This is a genomic window from Limnohabitans sp. T6-5, assembly GCF_003063315.1.
Classification (GTDB): domain Bacteria; phylum Pseudomonadota; class Gammaproteobacteria; order Burkholderiales; family Burkholderiaceae_C; genus Limnohabitans_A.
Window position 1 is genome coordinate 1,197,565 of record NZ_NERV01000002.1, and the last position, 13,376, is coordinate 1,210,940.

Genomic DNA, 13,376 nt, shown 5'->3' on the forward strand with positions numbered 1-13,376 from the left:
GCGAGCGCACTCGCTTTGCCCGACAGGTCGGGGCTGAAGCCACCGACCTGCACCTACCCCTCAGGTCGGTTCTTTCTGGTCAGACGTCGGTCGACTCCGACACAGGCGCCATGTCGGGGCTGAAGCCACCGACCTACAACCCCCCGCAGGTCGTACAGGCTGTCAGCTTCTTGATGCACATCAACATCACGCGTGCCGCTCAGGTTCAGGATGAAAACATGACCTCATCCAACACACTCCACCGCGAACGCCTTGTGCAGGCGCGCGATCAACTTCTGCAACGCATGGCGCAAGAGCGCGGCGGCTTGGTGTCGCGTGTCGACATGGCGGCCGAACACGATGTGCGCGATTTTGAAAATCGGGCACAAGCCATCTCCGAACGCGATGACGAGTTCGCCATGAACGAGCACGAAACAGCCGAGCTGGGGGCTTTTGAAGAAGCCCTGGAGCGCCTGAATGCGGGTCTGTACGGCAAATGCAAAGACTGCGGCGTGCAGATTCCCGAAGCCCGTTTGGCCGCCTACCCTGCCGCATTGCGTTGCATTGGGTGTCAGGCCGCACTTGAAAACCCCCATTGATTGGTTGAAGAAAGCCCCCCATGAGCACATTTCACTCAGTGGTCTGGATGGACCACAGCGAAGCCCACGTTGTCATGTTTGACCGTGAACATGTTGAGGCGCAACGCATCAAATCGCGCAGCCACCACAAACACGAAGGCAAGGCCAGTGACTCAGGGGCGTTTTACCAGGACATCGCCAAGGCATTGAAGGGTGTCCACGAAGTGTTGCTGACCGGTCCGGGCCTGGCTCGGCAGGACTTTCATGCCTGGTGTAACGCTCAGCAACCGGCCACGGGACAATGCATCGTGGACAGCATCGCCACAGACCACCCCAGCGATGCGCAACTGGCGGCCTTGGCGCGCCAATATTTCAAGAAATTTGACGCCATGGCATTGCCCCCCGGCAAGATTTGACACGTCACGTGCTGCTATGCTTTGACGCATGCGCAGCCTGTTTCATTTTGCTTTTCACGTCACCAACCTCGACGAGGCGCGCCGCTTTTATGGCGGCCTGCTGGGTTGCAAGGAGGGACGTTCGACCGCCACCTGGGTGGACTTTGATTTTTTCTCGCATCAGATCTCTTTGCATCTGGGCGAGCCCTTCAAGACCAGCCTCACCGGGCATGTGGGTGAGCATTTGGTGCCCATGCCACATTTCGGACTGATCTTGCAAAAGGACGATTGGCAAGCATTGGCTGATCGTTTGCAGGCCGCCAAGATGAACTTTGTCATTGAACCGCACTTGCGCTTTGCCGGGCAACCGGGTGAGCAGTGGACCATGTTTTTCATGGACCCTTTCGGCAACCCCATCGAGGTCAAAGGCTTTTCCAGCCTGGACACGGTTTACGCGAGCTGACCGACCATGGAACACACCTTTGCCTCGGCCACCATTTTGTTGCTGCTGATCACCGACCCACTGGGCAACATCCCGATATTTGTGAACGCCTTGCAGGCCGTGCCGCCCGAGCGCCGTGCCCGTGTGATCGTGCGCGAGGTGCTGATCGCTTTTGGCCTCTTGCTGGCTTTCATGTTTGTGGGCCAATCGTTTTTGCAGGCCATGAGCCTGTCGGATGTGTCTTTGCAAATCGGCGGCGCGCTTGTGCTGTTCCTGATTGCACTGCGCATGATTTTTCCGCCGCCTGCGCAAGACACCCCAGTGCAAATGGCCGAACCCCTGATCGTGCCGCTGGCCATTCCGGCGCTGGCAGGGCCTTCGGCCTTGGCCACGGTGCTGCTTCTGGTGAGTCAAGCACCTGATCGGCGCCTGGAGTGGGTGGCCGCGCTGAGCGTGACCATGCTGGTGTGCGCCGGGGTCTTGCTGCTGGCCGAGCGTCTGCAGCGCCTGGTGGGCCTGCGTGTGGTGAGCGCGTTTGAACGGCTCATGGGCCTGATCCTGGTGTCAATTTCGGTGGAGATGCTGATCCGGGGCCTGAAATCCTTGGCCCAATCCTGGCCCCATTGACACAGGCTCTGCAACTGCAGCGCCCTCGCAAGTCGCTTCAAGAAGGGGCCGACAAGCACATGTACAAGCACCGCCCCAAGTATCGGGCGCCACCGCCTCAGCACACCATGTCGGGGTCTTCGGCCACCGATCTACGAGGGGAGATGCTGCTCTTGCAGGTCGGCACTCGCAGAGTCCGACAAGTGCCTGTACAAGCACCGCCGCAAGCATCGGGCGCCATCGCCTCAGCACACCCATGTCGGGGTCTTCGGCCACCGATCTACGAGGGGAGATGCTGCTCTTGTTGGTCGGCACTCGCAGAGTCCGACAAGTGCCTGTACAAGCACCGCCGCGAGCATCGGGCGCCATCGCCTCAGCACACCATGTCGGGGTCTTCGACCACCGACCTACGAGGGGAGATGCTGCTCTTGTAGGTCGGCACTCGCAGAGTCCGACAAGTGCCTGTACAAGCACCGCCGCGAGCATAGGGCGCCATCGCCTCAGCACACCATGTCGGGGTCTTCGACCACCGACCTACGAGGGGAGATGCTGCTTTTGTAGGTCGGCACTCGCAGAGTCCGACAAGTGCCTGTACAAGCACCGCCGCAAGCATCGGGCGCCACCGCCTCAGCACACCATGTCGGGGTCTTCGACCACCGACCTACGAGGGGAGATGCTGCTTTTGTAGGTCGGCACTCGCAGAGTCCGACAGGTGCCTGTACAAGCACCGCCGCGAGCATAGGGCGCCATCGCCTCAGCACACCATGTCGGGGTCTTCGACCACCGACCTACGAGGGGAGATGCTGCTTTTGTAGGTCGGCACTCGCAGAGTCCGACAAGTGCCTGTACAAGCACCGCCGCAAGCATCGGGCGCCACCGCCTCAGCACACCATGTCGGGGTCTTCGACCACCGACCTACGAGGGGAGATGCTGCTTTTGTAGGTCGGCACTCGCAGAGTCCGACAGGTGCCTGTACAAGCACCGCCGCAAGCATCGGGCGCCACCGCCTCAGCACACCATGTCGGGGTCTTCGACCACCGACCTACGAGGGGAGATGCTGCTTTTGTAGGTTGGCACTCGCAGAGTCCGACAGGTGCCTGTGCATGCTCAGCCTCAGTTGGCCAGCTTGGTGCTCAGCAAAGGTACGTCTTGCTTGGTGCGGGGCGTGCCGATGGGGCGGCTGGATTGGCCTTTTTGGGTCGCGGCCATGTCGTCTTCGCTGGGGTAGATGCCTTCGAGCCAATAGTCAAACACCCGGCGGGCAATGGGCGCGGCAGACACCGCCCCGAAACCTGCGTTTTCCACTACCACCGCCAGTGCAATCTTGGGCGCATCGGCAGGCGCATAAGCCATGTACAGCGCATGGTCGCGCTGGTGTTCCGCCAATTTGGCAGCGTTGTATTTGTCTTTTTGGCCAATCGTTACCGCCTGCGCCGTGCCGGTTTTGCCCGCACTTTGGTAGGGCGCACCCGCAAACACCTGGGCCGAGGTGCCCGAAGTCACCACGCCCACCAGGCCGTTGCGAACCACGGCGATGTGGTCCGGGTTGTAGCCCAGGTTAACGGGGGCTGTATCGGCCACCGATGACTGGGCGTGCGTCAAGGCATCTTGTGTGGCGCTGACCACGCGGGGCGTGAATTTGAGACCGCCACTGGCCACCGTGGCCGTGGCAGAGGCCAGTTGCAGCATGGTGAAGGCGTTGTAGCCTTGGCCGATGCCCAGCGAGATGGTTTCACCCGCGTACCATTTTTGTTGCTCGGGCTTTTTGTAGTAGTTGCGCTTCCAGTCGGTGCTGGGCAGCACGCCGCGCACCTCACCCGGCAAGTCGATGCCGGTGATCTGGCCAAAGCCCAAGGGCTTCATGAAATCATGGATGGTGTCCACCCCCATGTCATTGGCCAGCGAATAAAAGTACACGTTGCTGGACAAGGTGATGGCACGCACCATGTCCACCCCGCCCAGGCCTGTGTCGCCGTGGCTTCGGAAGGTGTGCCCACCAAACGTCCACGATCCGGCATCGTTGATGATGGTGCTGGCGCTGCGTTTGCCAGTGGTCAAGGCCCCGAGCGCCATGAAGGGTTTGTAGGTTGAGCCTGGCGGATACGTGCCACGCAGCGCCCGATTGAGCAGTGGTTTGTCCAGCGACTCATTGAGCGTTTGCCAACTCTCAACATCGATGCCTTCGACAAACAAGTTCGGATCAAACGTGGGCTTGCTGACAAAAGCCAGAATTTCGCCGGTGTTGGGGTCCAGGGCCACCAAGGCGCCGCGACGTGTGCCAAACAGGTCTTCCACCATTTTTTGCAAATGGATGTCGATGGACAGCACCACGTTCTGGCCGGGCGTGGCTGGACGGCTGGACAGGCTGCGTGTGGCTCGGCCCCCGGCCGAAGTCTCGACCTGGTTCACCCCAGTGATGCCGTGCAGTTCCCGCTCGTAACGCTGCTCCACGCCGAGCTTGCCGATGTATTCGGTGCCCCGGTAATTGCCTGCATCGTCGTCTTCTTCAATGCGTTCTTTTTCGCGGGCATTGATGCGGCCGATGTAACCGATCACATGGCTGGCCAGCTCGCCGAATGGGTATTGCCGGAACAGGCGCGCCTTGATCTCCACCCCCGGAAAGCGAAAGCGCTGGGCACTGAAGCGTGCCACTTCTTCGTCGGTCAATCGCGTGCGGATCGGCAAGGAATCGAAACTGCGGGAGTCTTCACGCAGACGCTTGAAGCGGCGGCGATCTTTGAGCTGGATGTCGACCAGCTCGCTCAGTTCATTGATGGTCGCCTCCAGGTCCACGACTTTCGAGGGCGTGATCTCCAGCGTATAGGCCGAATAATTGCTGGCCAGCACCACGCCATTGCGGTCCAGGATCGTGCCCCGGGGCGGCACCGTGGGCACCACCGATGTGCGGTTGTTTTCGGCTTGCTCCAGCAGGTCCTCATGCCGCACGATTTGCAGATACGACAACCGGATGGCCAGCAAAGCAAAACAGAACAGGACAAACAACTGGGTAACCACCACCCGGCGGCGAAACTTCTGGATTTCTGCTTGGGTATCACGCAGTTCAGCGAGCGAAGGCAGGCTCAGCGACATGGTCAAAGCGGACGGATGTTGTCGGGGGCAAAGGCACGCCGTTGAGGCGCCAGCAGCAAGGTGCCCACCAGGGGCCACAGCGCAGCCTGCATGAGCGGCGCAAACAATTGGCTCCAGTGCGGCCAGGCATCTTGCACCACCAGGCGCGTGACCCATTCGACCAAGGCGGCGATCACAAACAGGGGCACGATTTGCAGCGCCTGTTCACCCAGCGAAAACCACAGCAAACGACGCTGGATCGCCATGGCCATGCTGCTGAGCACCACGTAAGACAAGGCGTTTTGGCCCAGCAAGGCGGTTTCGTGCACATCCAGCGCCAGCCCCAGCAAAAATGCCAGCACCAGGCCCACACGCCGAGGCTGGTGCACGTTCCAGAACACCAACACAATGGCCAGCACATCGGGCAACCAGCGAAAACCGCTCAAGCCCAGCAGCATGTTCAGCAGCAGCGCCAACACCAGCGTGAAGGCGATGAAGCGGGGGTTGGCCGGCAGCAACAGCGGACGACCTGCGGGCATGATCATGGCGTGGCTCCTGAGGTGGATGCGGCTGAGGCGGGCAATGAAGGCGCGGCCTTGCCTTTGGCGCTGGGCACGCGCTGGACTTCTGGCTGAGGTGCAGGTTTGGCAGGCCAATCCTTGACGGGCATGAGCACCAGCAGATGACGGCCACGCTGAACCGACACCGGGGTGGCCTGAACACGGGCAAACGAGGAGTCCACACGGCGATCAATGCGGCTGATGCGCCCCACATGCAAACCGGGTGGATAAACCCCGTCAATGCCACTGGTGGTCAGCAAATCACCTTGTTGCATGTCGGTGCCGGAGGGCACAAATTTCAGGTCCAGAGAGCCCGCCTCCGAGGAGCCCCCGTACGCCACATGGCGGCTGCCGGTGCGGGCATTCATGACGGGGATGGTCTGCTCGCGGTCGGTGAGCAAAGTGACCTCACTGACAAACGGATAGACGCGCGTGACCTGCCCCACCACGCCTGCCGCATCGATGACGGCCGAGCCTGCGGCAATGCCCGCCAGCTGGCCCCGATCCACCACCACACGGTCGGTGTAGGGGTCTGCCGCGTCATACAGCACCTGCACGGCTTTGGAAGGACCAGCCACTTCGTTGCGCAAGTCCAGCAATTGCCGCAACTGGGCATTTTCCTGGGTCAGCTGCTCGACTTGTTGCAGACGCTGCGCCTGGGCAATGGTGCGGCTTTGAAAAACCTGAGCAGCATCTTGGGCTTCATTCAAATCGCCAAAATATTGGGCGGCGGCATGGATGGTGCGCCCTGGCTGCAAAGACAGCCACTCCAGTGGCGCCAGCACGATGGAAATGCCCGAGCGGATGGGTTGAGAGATCTTGAAACGGTGGTCTGCCGCCATCAGCAAGATGGACAGCAGCCCCAGCATCACCAGCTTGGACGTCGCAGACAATCCCTGCCGAAAAATCGGCGGGACACTGCGGTCGATGGTATCCAAGGCCATGGTTGGGAAGAGCCGTTTTCAGGTGAGAGGGGAAAAAGGCACCAGGCACACAGGTCTGCAGCCCCCAAAGCGAACGGCTTACTCGCTGGTGAAAATGCTGCCCAGCTGGTCCATGCGCTCCAGCGCCATGCCGCAACCACGGGCCACGCAAGTCAGCGGGTCTTCGGCCACCAGCACCGGCAGGCCGGTTTCTTCGGCCAGCAAGCGGTCCAGGTCACGCAACAAGGCGCCACCACCGGTGAGCATCATGCCGCGTTCGGCAATGTCGGCGCCCAGCTCAGGCGGGGTTTGCTCCAGGGCAGTCTTGACGGCCGAGACGATCTGGTTGAGCGGATCGGTCAGGGCTTCAAGGATTTCGTTGGAGCTGATGGTGAAGCTGCGGGGCACGCCTTCGGACAGGTTGCGGCCTTTGACTTCCATTTCCTTGACTTCGCTGCCAGGGAAGGCCGAGCCAATGTTTTTCTTGATCGATTCGGCTGTGGGTTCACCGATCAACATGCCGTAGTTGCGGCGGATGTAGCTGATGATGGCTTCGTCGAACTTGTCGCCGCCCACGCGCACGCTGCCTTTGTAGACCATGCCGCCCAGCGAGATCACGCCCACTTCGGTGGTGCCGCCGCCGATGTCGACCACCATGGAGCCAGAGGCTTCGGAAACGGGCAAGCCCGCGCCGATGGCTGCGGCCATGGGTTCTTCGATCAGGTACACCTCGGAAGCACCTGCGCCTAAAGCCGATTCACGAATCGCCCGGCGCTCGACCTGGGTCGAACCGCAAGGCACGCAAATGATGATGCGGGGGCTGGGGCGGAAGGTGCTGCGGGGGTGCACCATGCGGATGAACTGCTTGAGCATCTGCTCAGTCACGGTGAAGTCGGCGATCACGCCGTCTTTCATGGGGCGGATGGCTTCGATGTTGCCAGGCACTTTACCCAGCATGGCCTTGGCCTCGTGGCCCACGGCCTGCAAGGTCTTTTTGCCCTGGGGGCCGCCTTCGTGGCGAATGGCGACCACGGAGGGCTCGTCGAGCACGATGCCCTTGTCGCGCACAAAAATCAGGGTGTTGGCAGTGCCCAGGTCGATGGCCAGGTCACTGGAAAAATAACGGCGGAATGAGGAAAACATTCGGAAATCCTTTGGCGTTCAGCCACCGGCGGCTCAAAAACGCAGGGCGGCTGGCACGACGGTCAAAAATCTGGGGTGTGAGGCGGGCATGACGGGATGTTCTCCGCGCGCCGCAGCAAACACAGGATAATACCCGATCCCCCGGCCTGGGACGTGCGTTGACGTATTCCCCGGCTTGGAAAAACAGACCTTTACAACTCTTTTCAAACCATGTCCCTGACCCCGCAGGATATTGCCCGGATCGCGAACCTCGCCCGTCTGGAACTCAAGCCCGAAGAAAGCGAGCGCATGCTCACTCAGATCAACGGCTTTTTTGGCATCGTCCAAGCCATGCAGGCGGTTGACACCACCGGCATCACCCCCATGGCCCACCCCGTGGCGGCCATTCAGGACATCACGCTGCGCCTGCGCCCCGATGTGGCGAGCGAGCCCAACCAACGCGATTTGAACCAGCAAAGCGCCCCGGCCGTCGAGCGCGGCCTGTTCCTGGTTCCCAAAGTCATCGAGTAAGCCATGAGTGATCTGCACAACCTCAGCGTGAAATCGCTGGCCAGCCTTTTACAGACCAAAGAAGTCAGTGCGGTCGAAGTCGCCACGCGCTTCCTGGCCCGCATGGGCGGCAACCCGCACAACGCCTTTTTGGACATCGACAGCGAAGTGACGCTGGCCCAAGCCCGCGCCTCGGATGCCAAACTGGCCGACGGCACCGCTGGCCCACTCGAAGGCGTACCCGTGGCGCACAAAGACGTATTCGTCACCCGCGACTTCGCCACCACCGCAGGCTCCAAAATCCTGAGCGGCTACCGCTCGCCTTTTGACGCCACCGTGGTGCAGCGCCTGCGCACGGCGGGCATGGTCACCCTGGGCAAGCTCAACTGCGACGAATTCGCCATGGGCTCGGCCAACGAAAACTCGGCCTACGGCCCGGTGCAAAACCCCTGGGACACGGCCCGCGTGCCCGGCGGGTCTTCTGGCGGCAGCGCCGCCGCTGTGGCCGCAGGCCTGGCGCCTGCCGCCACGGGCACCGACACGGGCGGCTCAATCCGCCAGCCCGCCAGCTTTTGCGGCATCACCGGCATCAAGCCGACCTATGGCCGCGCCAGTCGCTACGGCATGATCGCCTACGCATCGAGCCTGGACCAAGCCGGCCCCATGGCCCGCAGCGCCGAAGACTGCGCCCTGATGTTGAGCGCCATGTGCGGCGCGGATTTGGACCGTGACTCGACTTCGTTGGACATGCCCACCGAAGATTTCACGGCATCGCTGAACAACTCGCTTGAAGGCCTGCGCATTGGCATTCCCAAAGAGTTCTTTGGCGAAGGCCTGGCAGCCGACGTGCGTGCCGCCGTGGACAGCGCATTGCGCGAATACGAAAAGCTGGGTGCCAAGCTGGTGCCCATCAGCCTGCCGCGTACCGAGTTGTCGATTCCGGTGTACTACATCATTGCCCCAGCCGAAGCCAGCTCCAACCTCAGCCGCTTTGACGGCGTGAAGTTCGGCCACCGCGCCAAGGACTACACCGATCTGGTGGACATGTACAAAAAGACCCGCGCCGAAGGCTTTGGCAATGAGGTCAAGCGCCGCATCATGACGGGTGCTTATGTGCTCTCGCATGGGTACTACGACGCGTACTACCTGCAAGCCCAAAAAATCCGCCGCATGATCGCCGACGACTTCCAAAACGCGTTCAAAGAATGCGACGTCATCGCTGGCCCCGTGGCCCCATCGGTGGCCTGGAAGTTTGGCGAGAACGCCAACGACCCGGTGGCCGACTACCTGGCCGACATCTTCACGCTGCCTGCTTCGCTGGCGGGTTTGCCCGGTATGAGCGTGCCTGCGGGCTTTGGCGCGGGCGGCATGCCCGTGGGCTTGCAACTGATCGGCAACTACTTCAAGGAAGCCCAGCTGCTGAACGCCGCGCACCGCCTGCAACAAGCGACCGATTGGCACCTTCAAAAACCTCAGGGGATTTGACGTGTACCGCGCATCCGATGAAACGATGGCTCACCTCATTGCAGCAGGTGAGTCTTATCGGTGCGAATTCAAAAGTGACTTCTCCAGCAAAGGCGATGGCAAAGAAAAAATATGCCGCACGATCTGCGCCTTTGCCAACGACTTGAACGGGAATGAAGAGTTCGGCGTCATTGCCTTGGGTGTGAATGACGATGGCTCACCCTCTGGCCTGTCCATTGACGACGAGTTGGAACAGAAGGTTTTGTCGATTCGTGGCGAAGGGAAAATCCTGCCTTTCCCCAGTTTTTTCACGGTGCGTCGCATGCATCTGGGCCAAGCTATTTTGTGCATCGAAGTACAACCCAGCATTTCCACACCCGTTAAATTTGACCAACGCATTTGGGTGCGTCCTGGCAACGTCACACACCAAGCCAATGCGGAGGAAGAACGCCGCTTGAATGAAAAGCGCCGTAACAAAGACCAGCCTGATGACGCGCAAGTCCTGGAAGGTTTCCACATCCATGACTTGAATCTGGACTACTTCAAAAATCAATATTTGATGCAGGCCTTTGCACCTGATGTTTTGCAAGCCAATGGTCGTACGCAGGAAGAACGTCTGGCCAGCACCAAGATGGCAGGGCAAGGCCGAGATGGCGTGCTCTACCCCACGGTCTTGGGCATGCTGTGCTTGGGCTTGTCTCCTGCCGATGCGGTGCCCGGTGCCTATGTGCAGTTTGTGCGTTTTGCCGGTGACGACGAAACCAGTCCCGTTCTGGATCAGCAAGAGATTCACGGCAACATTGCCGATGTCATCCAAAGCACCGAAGCCAAATTCAACGCCCACAACCAGATACCGATTGACTTCACTTCGCAAGACCGTGAACAGCGGTTTTCGCAGTACCCCAAAGTGGCGTTTCAACAGCTGTTTCGCAATGCCGTGATGCATCGCAGCTACTTTGGCAGCAATGCGCCCATTCGTGTTTATTGGTTCAATGACCGCATCCGCATCACCAATCCTGGTGGGCCATTTGGCATGGGCCTTGAAGAGTTTGGACAACCCTATGCAGTGGGCTATCGCAACCCGAATTTGGCTGGCGCATTGAAAGACTTGGGATTTGTACAGCGCTTTGGCGCTGGTATTGGCATTGCGCGCACCGAGCTGCACAACAACGGCAACCCACCGTTAGAACTTGACCCGAGTGCCAACTACGTCAGCGTCACCCTGCGGCAACGACCATGACCAAACCCGTTTTTACTTTTTTCAACAACACGGGGGGCATTGGCAACACCACCTTGGTTTATCACATCGCCCACATGTTTGCGCTCATGGGCGTGCGTGTCCTGGCGGTTGATGGCGATCCACAAGCCAGGCTCAGTGCCGCTTTTTTACAAGATGAAGCGCTCCAGACGCTTTGGGACGATACGACTTGTGCGCAAACCCTTTACCGCGCCGTGCACCCCATGCTTCGAAAAGATGATTACGTCGCACCAACACCCAAAGAGATCACGCCCAATCTGCATTTGATCGCGGGAGATCTTGGCCTGTCTTGTTTTGAAGATCCATTGTCCGAGCAGTGGTGCAAAGCCGACGACAACAACGAAAACACCTATGGTCGAGCGTTGGATATATTGACCGCGTTTTGGCGTTGCACCCAAGAAGCTGCTGCAAACTGCCAGGCAGAGATCATCCTCTTTGACATTGGGCCCAATTTGGGTGCCATCAATCGCTCTGTCTTGCTGGGCACGGACCATGTCATCGTCCCGCTGGGCGCTGATGTATTTTCTTTGCGCGGTTTGCAACACACCGGACCTGCTTTGCGCGAGTGGCGCAAATCCTGGGCCATCCGTAGCGCCAAACCGTTCAAGAAGTACACATTACCCAAAGGCGACATGCATGTCCTGGGCTATGTCGCCATGCAACACCAGGAACGTCTCTCTCGACCCGTACAGGCGTATAAACAATGGATAGATCGCATTCCCGGCGACTACCGCCAATACATTGAAGAAACAACAAGCGCGGATATTCCGAAAATTGAAGACGATTCCTTTGCACTGGCATGGCTGCGCCACTACAAAAGCATCATGCCCATCGGACAAGAAGCACGCAAACCGATTTTTTCCTTAAAGACGGCGGATGGCGTCAGTGGCTCACAAATGGCCACCGTACGCGCCGCCTACGAAGACTTTCAAAATCTCGCCACACACATTCTGCTCAAAGCAAATCTCGCTCACCTTTTATGACTGCACCCAAACTCGTCCAAGGCTACGAAGTCGTCATCGGCTTCGAAACACACGCCCAACTCTCGACCCACAGCAAGATCTTCAGCCGCGCCCCCACTGCGTTTGGCGCCGAAGCCAACACGCAAGCCTGCGCAGTGGACATGGCCCTGCCCGGCACGCTGCCGGTGATGAACATCGGGGCCGTCGAACGCGCCATCGAATTCGGTCTGGCCATCAACGCCCACATCGCCGAGCGCAGCATCTTTGCGCGCAAAAACTACTTCTATCCCGACCTGCCCAAGGGCTACCAGATCAGCCAGTTCGAGATCCCGGTGGTGCAAGGCGGCGAGGTGTCGTTCTTCTTGGAAGCGGGCAAAGAGACCGTGCGCAAAACCGTGCGCCTGGAGCGTGCCCACCTCGAAGAAGACGCGGGCAAATCACTGCATGAAGACTTCATTGGTCAAAGCGGCATCGATTTGAACCGCGCTGGCACACCCCTGCTGGAAATCGTGACCCAGCCCGACATGCGCAGCAGCGAAGAGGCTGTGGCCTACGCCAAAGAGCTGCACAAGATCGTCACCTGGATCGGCATCTGCGACGGCAACATGCAAGAAGGCTCGTTCCGCTGCGACGCCAACGTGTCTGTGCGCAAGCCCGGCGACCCGCTGGGCACCCGCCGCGAAATCAAGAACCTGAACAGCTTCAAGTTCATGCAGCAAGCCATCGACTACGAAGTGCGCTGGCAGATCGACCAAATCGAAGACGGCCACACCATCCAGCAAGCCACCGTGCTGTTCGACCCCGACACGGGCGAGACCCGCGCCATGCGCACCAAGGAAGACGCCGCCGACTACCGCTACTTCCCCGACCCGGACTTGCCACCGCTGGTGATTGGCCGCGACTGGGTGGAGCGCGTCAAAGGCGAAATGGCCGAGCTGCCGCGTGTCATGGCCGAGCGCTTTGTGCACGACTACGCCTTGCCCGAATACGACGCCACGCAACTCACGCAAAGCAAGGCGGTTGCCGCCTACTTTGAAGCCACGGCCAAAGCCTGCGGCCAAGCCAAACTGGCCAGCAACTGGATCATGGGCGAAGTCTCACGCCGCTTGAATGCCAGCGAGATGGCGATCGAACAAGCCCAGGTGAGCGCGGCCCAACTGGCCGCTCTTATCGGCCGCATCAGCGACAACACCATCAGCAACAACGCAGCGCGTCAGGTGTTTGAAGGTCTGTGGAACGGCGAAGGCGAAGTCGACGCCATCATCGAAGCCAAAGGCCTCAAGCAGATGAACGACACGGGTGAGCTGGAAAAGATCATCGACGACGTGCTGGCCGCCAATCCCAAGAACGTGGAAGAGTTCAAGGCGGGCAATGCCAAGGCTCTGAACGGTTTGGTCGGCCCGATCATGAAGGCCAGCAAGGGCAAGGCCAATCCGGGGCAGGTGAATGCGCTGCTGATGAAGAAATTGGGTTAGTTTTCAGCTTTCCATTTTTGTGAATAACCCTCA

Annotated in this window: 13 protein-coding genes; 9 read left to right on the top strand and 4 right to left on the bottom strand. The window is 59.9% G+C overall.

The features are described 5' to 3' along the window. The first annotated feature begins 218 nt into the window (after positions 1–218). Genes B9Z51_RS11255 through B9Z51_RS11270 form a run of 4 tightly spaced genes read left to right on the top strand, consistent with a single transcriptional unit; the run spans position 219 to position 2,021 of the window. The gene (locus tag B9Z51_RS11255) at positions 219–578 is read left to right on the top strand and encodes a TraR/DksA family transcriptional regulator (RefSeq protein WP_233254927.1); all 360 of its coding nucleotides are present in this window, start codon (positions 219–221) and stop codon (positions 576–578) included. Between the two features lie 20 nt (positions 579–598). Next, the gene (locus B9Z51_RS11260) at positions 599–973 is read left to right on the top strand and encodes a hypothetical protein (RefSeq protein WP_108374564.1); all 375 of its coding nucleotides are present in this window, start codon (positions 599–601) and stop codon (positions 971–973) included. Positions 974–1,001: 28 nt separating this feature from the next. Beyond that, complete coding sequence (locus B9Z51_RS11265; protein ID WP_108374566.1) at positions 1,002–1,415, top strand: VOC family protein; 414 nt, start codon at positions 1,002–1,004, stop codon at positions 1,413–1,415. Positions 1,416–1,421: 6 nt separating this feature from the next. Then, complete coding sequence (locus B9Z51_RS11270; RefSeq protein WP_108374568.1) at positions 1,422–2,021, top strand: MarC family protein; 600 nt, start codon at positions 1,422–1,424, stop codon at positions 2,019–2,021. A 1,092-nt stretch (positions 2,022–3,113) separates the two neighbouring features. Here the strand turns inward: B9Z51_RS11270 and mrdA are convergent. The 4 genes from mrdA to B9Z51_RS11290 form a co-directional block, all read right to left on the bottom strand. After that, positions 3,114–5,090 carry a penicillin-binding protein 2 gene (gene mrdA, locus B9Z51_RS11275; RefSeq protein WP_108374570.1) on the bottom strand — a complete coding sequence of 659 codons (1,977 nt, stop codon included), beginning with the start codon at positions 5,088–5,090 and terminating at the stop codon, positions 3,114–3,116. A gap of 2 nt (positions 5,091–5,092) precedes the next feature. Continuing rightward, positions 5,093–5,614, bottom strand: coding sequence for a rod shape-determining protein MreD (gene mreD / locus B9Z51_RS11280; protein ID WP_108374572.1), 522 nt, complete (start codon positions 5,612–5,614; stop codon positions 5,093–5,095). Continuing rightward, positions 5,611–6,573, bottom strand: a complete 963-nt coding sequence (gene mreC / locus B9Z51_RS11285; RefSeq protein ID WP_108374574.1) for a rod shape-determining protein MreC — start codon at positions 6,571–6,573, stop codon at positions 5,611–5,613. Before mreC ends, mreD begins: the two co-directional genes overlap by 4 nt. Before the next feature lie 78 nt (positions 6,574–6,651). Then, positions 6,652–7,695, bottom strand: a complete 1,044-nt coding sequence (locus B9Z51_RS11290) for a rod shape-determining protein (protein ID WP_089952093.1) — start codon at positions 7,693–7,695, stop codon at positions 6,652–6,654. A gap of 210 nt (positions 7,696–7,905) precedes the next feature. Between B9Z51_RS11290 and gatC the strand changes: the two genes are divergently transcribed. Genes gatC through gatB form a run of 5 tightly spaced genes read left to right on the top strand, consistent with a single transcriptional unit; the run spans position 7,906 to position 13,343 of the window. Then, a complete protein-coding gene (gene gatC / locus B9Z51_RS11295; protein WP_090140383.1) occupies positions 7,906–8,205 on the top strand; it encodes an Asp-tRNA(Asn)/Glu-tRNA(Gln) amidotransferase subunit GatC in 300 nt (99 codons plus the stop codon). A gap of 3 nt (positions 8,206–8,208) precedes the next feature. Further along, complete coding sequence (gene gatA, locus B9Z51_RS11300) at positions 8,209–9,669, top strand: Asp-tRNA(Asn)/Glu-tRNA(Gln) amidotransferase subunit GatA (RefSeq protein WP_108374576.1); 1,461 nt, start codon at positions 8,209–8,211, stop codon at positions 9,667–9,669. Positions 9,670–9,694: 25 nt separating this feature from the next. After that, on the top strand, positions 9,695–10,888 hold the full coding sequence (locus tag B9Z51_RS11305; RefSeq protein WP_146187749.1) for an RNA-binding domain-containing protein: 1,194 nt from the start codon (positions 9,695–9,697) through the stop codon (positions 10,886–10,888). Continuing rightward, the gene (locus B9Z51_RS11310; protein ID WP_108374580.1) at positions 10,885–11,889 is read left to right on the top strand and encodes a ParA family protein; all 1,005 of its coding nucleotides are present in this window, start codon (positions 10,885–10,887) and stop codon (positions 11,887–11,889) included. Before B9Z51_RS11305 ends, B9Z51_RS11310 begins: the two co-directional genes overlap by 4 nt. Continuing rightward, on the top strand, positions 11,886–13,343 hold the full coding sequence (gene gatB, locus B9Z51_RS11315; protein WP_108374582.1) for an Asp-tRNA(Asn)/Glu-tRNA(Gln) amidotransferase subunit GatB: 1,458 nt from the start codon (positions 11,886–11,888) through the stop codon (positions 13,341–13,343). The genes B9Z51_RS11310 and gatB overlap by 4 nt, the downstream gene beginning before the upstream one ends. Positions 13,344–13,376 lie beyond the last annotated feature (33 nt).

Excerpts from the sequence above, each read along its gene's own strand:
- gatC (WP_090140383.1), top strand. The coding sequence starts at position 7,906 with ATGTCCCTGACCCCGCAGGATATTGCCCGGATCGCGAACCTCGCCCGT.
- B9Z51_RS11265 (WP_108374566.1), top strand. The coding sequence starts at position 1,002 with ATGCGCAGCCTGTTTCATTTTGCTTTTCACGTCACCAACCTCGACGAG.
- B9Z51_RS11290 (WP_089952093.1), bottom strand. The coding sequence starts at position 7,695 with ATGTTTTCCTCATTCCGCCGTTATTTTTCCAGTGACCTGGCCATCGAC.
- gatA (WP_108374576.1), top strand. The coding sequence starts at position 8,209 with ATGAGTGATCTGCACAACCTCAGCGTGAAATCGCTGGCCAGCCTTTTA.
- mrdA (WP_108374570.1), bottom strand. The coding sequence starts at position 5,090 with ATGTCGCTGAGCCTGCCTTCGCTCGCTGAACTGCGTGATACCCAAGCA.
- B9Z51_RS11270 (WP_108374568.1), top strand. The coding sequence starts at position 1,422 with ATGGAACACACCTTTGCCTCGGCCACCATTTTGTTGCTGCTGATCACC.
- B9Z51_RS11305 (WP_146187749.1), top strand. The coding sequence starts at position 9,695 with ATGGCTCACCTCATTGCAGCAGGTGAGTCTTATCGGTGCGAATTCAAA.
- B9Z51_RS11260 (WP_108374564.1), top strand. The coding sequence starts at position 599 with ATGAGCACATTTCACTCAGTGGTCTGGATGGACCACAGCGAAGCCCAC.
- B9Z51_RS11310 (WP_108374580.1), top strand. The coding sequence starts at position 10,885 with ATGACCAAACCCGTTTTTACTTTTTTCAACAACACGGGGGGCATTGGC.
- B9Z51_RS11255 (WP_233254927.1), top strand. The coding sequence starts at position 219 with ATGACCTCATCCAACACACTCCACCGCGAACGCCTTGTGCAGGCGCGC.
- mreC (WP_108374574.1), bottom strand. The coding sequence starts at position 6,573 with ATGGCCTTGGATACCATCGACCGCAGTGTCCCGCCGATTTTTCGGCAG.
- mreD (WP_108374572.1), bottom strand. The coding sequence starts at position 5,614 with ATGATCATGCCCGCAGGTCGTCCGCTGTTGCTGCCGGCCAACCCCCGC.
- gatB (WP_108374582.1), top strand. The coding sequence starts at position 11,886 with ATGACTGCACCCAAACTCGTCCAAGGCTACGAAGTCGTCATCGGCTTC.